The following is a 7,698-nucleotide window of genomic DNA, read 5'->3' on the forward strand; positions in this document are numbered from 1 at the left end:
GGATGAAAATGAGTAATGTAAAGCGAATCTATGTTGAAAAACGTTTAGCTTATGCAACAGAAGCCAATGAAACAAAACAAAATTTAAGTCAACAGCTAAATATAAATATTAATTCTTTAAGAATAATTAATCGTTATGACATTCAAGGTATTAGCGATGATGTGTTAAATCAAGGAATTAATACAATTTTAGCTGAACCAATGGTTGATGATGTATATCAAGAAAGTTTCCCGGTAAGTAATCAAGAGTCAGTTTTTGCGATTGAATATTTACCTGGTCAATATGATCAAAGAGCAGATTCTTGTGAACAATGTTTTGCAATTTTAACTGGTAATACAGATGCTAAAGTTAAATGTGCTCGTGTATATGCAATTGATTTTGAAGGTGATAGAGATGAAGTTTTAAAGAAAATCCAAAACTTCTTAATTAATCCAGTTGATCAAAGACTTGCTAGCCTTGAAAAGCCAGAAGATTTAAATGATGCTGCTCCTGATATTAAGCCAGTTCCAACTATTGAAGGATTTAATGAATTAGATAAAGCCGGATTAGAAAATTTCTTAAGTGAAAATGGAATGGCAATGAGTTATGATGATTTAAAAGTGACTCAAGATTATTTTAAAAATGAAGAAAAACGTGATCCGACAGAAACAGAATTAAAAGTATTAGATACATACTGGTCAGATCATTGTCGTCATACTACATTTGCAACTGTAATTACTGATTTAGATATTGAAAGTGGTGCCTTTAAAGAAATTTTAGAAAAAGATGTTGAAGACTATAAGACAAGTCGTCATTTAGTTTATGGTATTGATACTAAACGTCCACTTACATTAATGGATTTAGCAACAATTTCAATGAAAGAATTACGTAAGACAGGTTATTTGGATGATTTAGAAGTTTCTGAAGAAATCAATGCTTGTTCAGTAGAAATTACAGTTCATACTAGTGAAGGTGATGAACAATGGTTATTGATGTTTAAAAATGAAACTCATAACCATCCAACTGAAATCGAACCATTTGGTGGTGCGGCAACATGTTTAGGTGGTGCAATTCGTGATCCATTATCTGGACGTGCCTATGTTTATCAATCAATGAGAATCACTGGTGCTAGTGATCCTCGTAAATCATTAGAAGAAACAATGAAAGGTAAATTGCCACAAAGAAAACTATGTAAAGAATCAGCTCATGGATTTTCATCTTATGGAAACCAAATTGGTTTAACAACAGGTTATGTACATGAAATTTATGATGATGGTTACACAGCTAAGAGAATGGAATTAGGTGCTGTTGTGGCTGCTGCTCCTAAAGAACAAGTAAAACGATTAGAACCATTAAATGGACATATTGTTTTATTAATTGGTGGTCGTACTGGTCGTGATGGTATTGGCGGAGCAACTGGTTCTTCTAAATCACATGATGTAAAATCTATTGAAACAGCTGGTGCTGAAGTACAAAAAGGTAATCCAGTAGAAGAACGAAAAATTCAACGTTTATTTAGAAATAAAGAAGTAAGTGAAAAAATCGTTCGTTGTAACGACTTTGGAGCTGGTGGTGTCTGTGTAGCTGTTGGTGAATTAGCACCAGGGCTAGAAATTAATTTAGATGCGGTATTGAAAAAATATGAAGGATTAACTGGTACAGAACTTGCTATTTCTGAATCTCAAGAACGTATGGCAATTGTTATTGATCCTAAAGATGCTGACTTTATTAAAGAACAATGTGCTAAAGAAAATCTTGAAGTGGTTCAAGTAGCTGTAGTTACAGATAAAAATCGCCTAGTTATGAAACATATGGGACAAGATATTGTCAATATTTCAAGAGAATTTTTAGATGCTGCTGGGGCAGATCGTTATCAAGATGTTAAAATCACTTTACCTGATTTTGAAAAAACACCTTTCGATGAAGTACCACAAACAAGTTTTGTAAAGACTGTAAAAGAAACTTTATCTAAACTAAGTGTTGCTTCACAAAAAGGATTAATTGAAATGTTTGACTCATCAATTGGAAATGGAACAGTATTATCTCCATTTGGTGGTATCAAATATCATAGTGAAACTGAAGGTATGGCTGCATTAATACCAGTTTTAGATAAAGAAACTACAACATGTTCAATTATGGCATATGGATATAATCCAGTTATATCAAAATGGTCTCCTTATCATGGAGCAATGTATGCAATTGTTGAATCAGTAGCTAAAATTGTAGCTATGGGTGGAGATTATCATAAAATTAGATTCTCTTTCCAAGAGTACTTTGAAAAATTATTAGATAATCCAGTTAGCTGGGGTAAACCAATGGCAGCTTTATTAGGTGCTTATCGAGTACAAAGTGCTTTAAAATTACCATCAATTGGTGGAAAAGATAGTATGTCAGGATCATTTGAAGATCTTCATGTACCACCAACTTTAGTATCTTTTGCTATTACTAGCGGTGAAGTAGATGATGTAATGACACCAGAAGCAAAAGAAACAGGACATGTTTTAGCTGAAGTTATGATCAAAAAAGATAAGTTTAAAGTTTTTGATTTTGATCATTTACAAAAACAATATGATGCAATCATGTCATTAATGAAAGAAAAGAAAATTTATAGTGCTTACACAGTAAAAGATGGCGGTGTTATTGAAGCTGTTAGTAAAATGGCTTTTGGTAATGGAATAGGTGCTGCATTTAATACTGGATATAGTCTAGGAAGCTATTTAGTACGCAATTACGGTAATATTATTATTGAAGTAAAATCTGAAAAAGATTTAAGTGTTTTTGATAAATATCGTATTGTAGCTACTACTAATGATAGTGAAGCTTTATCTTATGGTGGAGAAATGATTTCTTTAGATGAAGCATATGCAATTAATAAAGAACCATTAGAAAAAGTTTATCCTACTAGAGAAAAAGCTCCTACAAGTGAAATAAAAGTAGCTGCATGTAAGACAAGATCAGATTTACAACCAAAAGTAATTGTTGAAAAACCATTAGTGGTTATTCCTGTTTTCCCAGGAACTAACTGTGAATATGATTCAGCTAGAGCATTTAAAAAAGCTGGTGCCCAAGTTGAAATGGTATTAGTTAGAAATAAAACTCAAGAAATGCTTAATAATTCAATTGATGAATTAGAAGCTGCAATTAAACGTGCCAACATTGTAATGTTACCTGGTGGTTTCAGTGCTGGTGATGAACCAGAAGGTTCTGGTAAATTTATTGCGACGGTATTAAGAAACCCACGTTTAAAAGCTGCAATTACTGATTTATTAGAAAATCGTGATGGTTTAATGATTGGTATTTGTAATGGATTCCAAGCATTAGTTAAATTAGGATTATTACCTTACGGTGAAATTAAAGATATGTCCAAAGATGATCCAACATTAACATTTAATACTATTGGTCGCCATGTTTCACAAATGGTCGATACACGTATTGGTAGTGTAAAATCACCATGGTTAAAATATGTAAATGTTGATGATGTTTATACAATTCCAGTAAGTCATGGTGAAGGACGTTTCGTTGCTCCAAAAGAAACTATTGAAAAATTATTTGAAAACGGGCAAGTGTTCTCACAATATGTTGATCCAAATCGTAAAGTAACAATGCAAACGCCATATAATCCTAATGGATCAATGTATGCAATCGAAGGAATTATTTCTTTAGATGGTCGTGTTATTGGAAAAATGGGTCATAGTGAACGCCAAGGTGAAAATCGCTTTAAAAACGTTTATGGTGAAATGGACCAAAAATTGTTTGAAGCTGGAGTAGATTATTTTAGAGGTGGAAAATAGAATGGAAAAACAAGAGTTTGAATGTTTAACACTTTGTCCATTAGATGGTCGTTATTCGGGTGTTAAGGATGCTTTAGGAGAATATTTTTCGGAATATGCATTGGTAAAATATCGTGTTTTCGTTGAAATTCAATGGTTAAGATTTTTAATCGAAAATGTTGAAAATGATATTCTTGCGAAATTTAATCATGATGATATGGATAAATTAATGGCTATTACAAATGAATTCAATTATGATTCATTTGCTAGAATTAAAGAAATTGAAAATACAACTCGTCATGATGTTAAAGCCGTAGAATATTTTATTGATGAACAAGTAAAAGCTTTAGGATTCGAATATTTACAAAGTTTTGTTCATATTGGGTGTACTTCAGAAGATATTAATAATACTTCATATGCTTGTATGATAAAATATGGATTAAAAGATGTTTGGTTGAAAAAAGCTAAAGAATTAGCTAGTATAGTTGATAAATGGGCTGATGAACATAGTGATGATGCAATGCTTGCACATACTCATGGTCAACCAGCAACACCAACAACAATTGGTAAAGAATTTAAAGTATATGCATATCGTTTCTTATCAAGTATTGAAAATGTTGAATCTATTAAGATTAAAGCTAAATTTAATGGAGCAACAGGAAATTATAGTGCAATTTTAACTGCTTTTCCTAATCTTGATTGGCCAGTATTAGCTAAAAAATTCGTTGAAGAATATTTAGGATTAACATTTAATCCATTGACAACTCAAATTGAAAGTCATGATTATACTTGCCATATTTTAGATGGTGTACGTCATTTCAATAACGTATTAGTAGATTTTGATGTTGATATGTGGTTATATATTTCAATGGAATATTTTAAACAAATTCCAGTAAAAGGTGAAGTTGGAAGTTCAACAATGCCACATAAAGTTAATCCAATTAGATTTGAAAACAGTGAAGCTAATATTGATATGTCAAATAATATCTGTGTTGCTTTATCAAATAAATTACCTAAATCAAGAATGCAACGTGATTTATCTGATTCATCTAGTCAAAGAAATTTAGGTTTAGCATTTGGATATTCACTACAAGCAATGAATGAAACAATTAATGGTTTAGCTAAATGTGTTGTTAATAAAGAAAAATTAGCAAGCGATTTAAATGAAAAATGGGAAGTTCTTGCAGAACCAATTCAAACAATGCTTAGAAAATATGGTGTTCCTGATGCATATGATACTTTAAAAGCATTAACTCGTGGAAAGAGTATTTCTAAGGAAGATATTCTTAAATTTGCTGAAAGTTTGGAAATTCTATCAGATGAAGATCGTCAAACTTTAGTAGAAATGACACCAGCATCATATATTGGTTTAGCTAACAAATTAGCAAAATTGGATTTAAATAAATAAATTAATTACTAAGCTGTATAAATTACAGCTTAGTTTTTTAATGGTTTAGTATTTATATTAATTGTAATTATGTTAAAAAAGATATTTTTCAATTTCATAATTTCTTAAAAATGATCATAAAAACGAATTCTTATTATTAAAAAATCTAAGATATCTATGATTTTGCTGATTTTCTATATATTTTTTATGAAAATACGATAATAAATGTTTTTTTAATAAAATATAGTATTTTTAAACTATAACTTATAAAGATATTCTTGACTGTAAATGATATATTAGATAAAATTAGGATACATTGAAAATAACCGTTGAGGGAGTAGTTGGCACTTTTAAAAGTGGGTCAAGTCAACATACTGATTATTTTTAATCTGGCTTGTCTTAAATAACGAGACTCATATAGAACAATATATTTGCCTATATTGAGTTTTTATATTTGTGGATTTGAAGGGCTCGAATATAACAATTATATTGTTGTATACGGGTCTTTTTCAATGAAAAAAACTTGGAGGATTGAAATGGGAAGATTGATTACAAAATCAAAACAATTAACTAGCCAAGCAAATAAAGGAGTAGCAAGATGTCGATAATTGAAATTGTACTAATTGGTGTTGGACTAGCAATGGACGCTTTTGCTGTTTCTATATGTAAAGGATTAGCAATGCGGAAGATGAATTATCGTCAAGCTATAATAATCGCAGGTTTTTTTGGTGTTTTTCAGGCTTTGATGCCAGCTCTAGGATATTTACTAGGAACTACATTTGCAAATAAAATTGCTGTTATTGATCATTGGATTGCATTTATATTATTAGGTGCAATTGGATTAAACATGATTAAAGAGTCTTTTGAAAAAGATGAAGCTGATATTGAAGATGAAGGTTTAAAATTTGGTAATTTAATAATGTTAGCTATTGCAACTAGTATTGATGCTCTTGCAGTAGGGATTACATTTGCCTTTTTTGATGTATCATTGTTAACATCAATAAGTATCATTGGAATTATTACTTTTGTAATTTGTATTATTGGTGTTAAAGTAGGAAATGTCTTTGGTGAAAAATATAAAAACAAAGCGGAATTTGCTGGCGGTTTAATTTTAATCTTGATGGGAACAAAAATTTTAATAGAACATTTATTTTTCTAAAACTGGTGGTTAAAGACCGCCTTTTTTGTTTATTTATTTTTTAAGAAAAGTTGATAATAAAGAAATCGTTTTCAAATAAAATTATCATTTACAGGAATAGAAAATATAAGGTTTAGTCTTCTATTACAGTATATTTTTGCTATAATACATATAAATTATGAAAATGGAGTCGAGATTTATGAAAAGATTGAAAAGAATCAGTAATGCAATATTATTGGAGACTAGAGAACATAAAGCTTCATTTATGGTTTATATGGTGTTAAGATTATTAGTCATTTTGACTATGATTTTACAGTTTTTTAATCAAAATTATGAAAATGTTTTTATGTGTGTATTAACATTGTTGTTATTGAACGTACCTAGTTTTTTTCAAGTCACTTTTAAAGTTGAACTGCCATCAACGTTAGAAATAATAATTTTATTGTTTATTTTTGCTGCTGAGATTTTAGGTGAGGTAAACGATTATTATTTTGTTTTTCCACAATGGGATACGATGTTGCACACTTTAAATGGTTTTCTAGCTGCGGCAATTGGTTTTTCACTTGTTGATTTATTAAATAAAAGTGAACGGGTTAAATTTGAATTATCACCATTATATGTGGTGTTAGTTGCTTTTTGTTTTTCTATGACGATTGGTGTTATCTGGGAATTTTTTGAATTTAGTATGGATCAATTTTTTGGTATGAATACTCAAAAAAATACTATGATTACTCTTTTAAATGGTGCTGATTTAGTCGATGGCTCAAGAGTTACCATTCATAATATTAAAGAAGTAATTGTAAATGGACAACAACTAGCTGGATATGTTGATATTGGTTTAATTGATACGATTGGTGATTTATTAGTCAATTTCATCGGAGCGGCAGTATTTTCAGTATTTGGCTTTTTCTATGCTAAGTATCCTAATACATTTAATTTTTTAAAACGGTTTATTCCTAGAAAAAAAGATAAAGACAAAGATTATTTAAGAAATCAAGATTCTGGTGAAAACTAGGATCTTTTATATTATGTAAAAAAATGGTAATTTTTTGTAAAATTTTAAAATAGCTTGACCTTAAGTAAACTTTAAGTTTTATACTAAAAAAAATAATTGGAGGTATGGGCTATGAAAAGATTTTTAAAGATGGTGATTTCAATGCTTTTAGTAGTTGTAATATTGATTGTAGTTGTTGCTGGTCGTTTTTATTATAGTGTTTATGCTAGTGAATATAATTGTAGTGTCACTAAAGATAGTGTGGATGTTAATGCAACTAATCGTTTAAGAATAGGGACTTATAATGTTCACCAATGTCGTCAATTTAAGAAGATTAAAAACGGATAGAAATCTATCAAGATATCTATCCTTTTTAATCTTAAATTATGAAAGAATATATTAGCTATATCAATAGATATTCCAATGATTT

At 29.8% G+C, this 7,698-nt stretch carries 5 protein-coding genes; all 5 read left to right on the forward strand.

The genetic code is table 11. From position 1 onward, the window contains the following. Nucleotides 1–8 precede the first annotated feature (8 nt). The 5 genes from B5E92_RS04580 to B5E92_RS04600 all read left to right on the forward strand — a co-directional run bounded on the left by B5E92_RS04580 (nt 9) and on the right by B5E92_RS04600 (nt 7,616). Nucleotides 9–3,770, forward strand: coding sequence for a phosphoribosylformylglycinamidine synthase (locus B5E92_RS04580; protein ID WP_087299644.1), 3,762 nt, complete (start codon nt 9–11; stop codon nt 3,768–3,770). A gap of 1 nt (nt 3,771) precedes the next feature. After that, complete coding sequence (purB, locus tag B5E92_RS04585; RefSeq protein WP_087299647.1) at nt 3,772–5,157, forward strand: adenylosuccinate lyase; 1,386 nt, start codon at nt 3,772–3,774, stop codon at nt 5,155–5,157. Nucleotides 5,158–5,734: 577 nt separating this feature from the next. Further along, a complete protein-coding gene (locus B5E92_RS04590) occupies nt 5,735–6,295 on the forward strand; it encodes a manganese efflux pump MntP family protein (RefSeq protein WP_087299649.1) in 561 nt (186 codons plus the stop codon). 178 nt (nt 6,296–6,473) lie between these two features. After that, the gene (locus B5E92_RS04595; protein ID WP_204245232.1) at nt 6,474–7,289 is read left to right on the forward strand and encodes a hypothetical protein; all 816 of its coding nucleotides are present in this window, start codon (nt 6,474–6,476) and stop codon (nt 7,287–7,289) included. Between the two features lie 111 nt (nt 7,290–7,400). After that, nucleotides 7,401–7,616, forward strand: coding sequence for a hypothetical protein (locus B5E92_RS04600; RefSeq protein WP_087299653.1), 216 nt, complete (start codon nt 7,401–7,403; stop codon nt 7,614–7,616). Nucleotides 7,617–7,698 lie beyond the last annotated feature (82 nt).

Origin of the sequence: Erysipelatoclostridium sp. An15, from assembly GCF_002160675.1 — a bacterium.
GTDB lineage: Bacteria > Bacillota_I > Bacilli_A > Erysipelotrichales > Coprobacillaceae > Thomasclavelia > Thomasclavelia merdavium.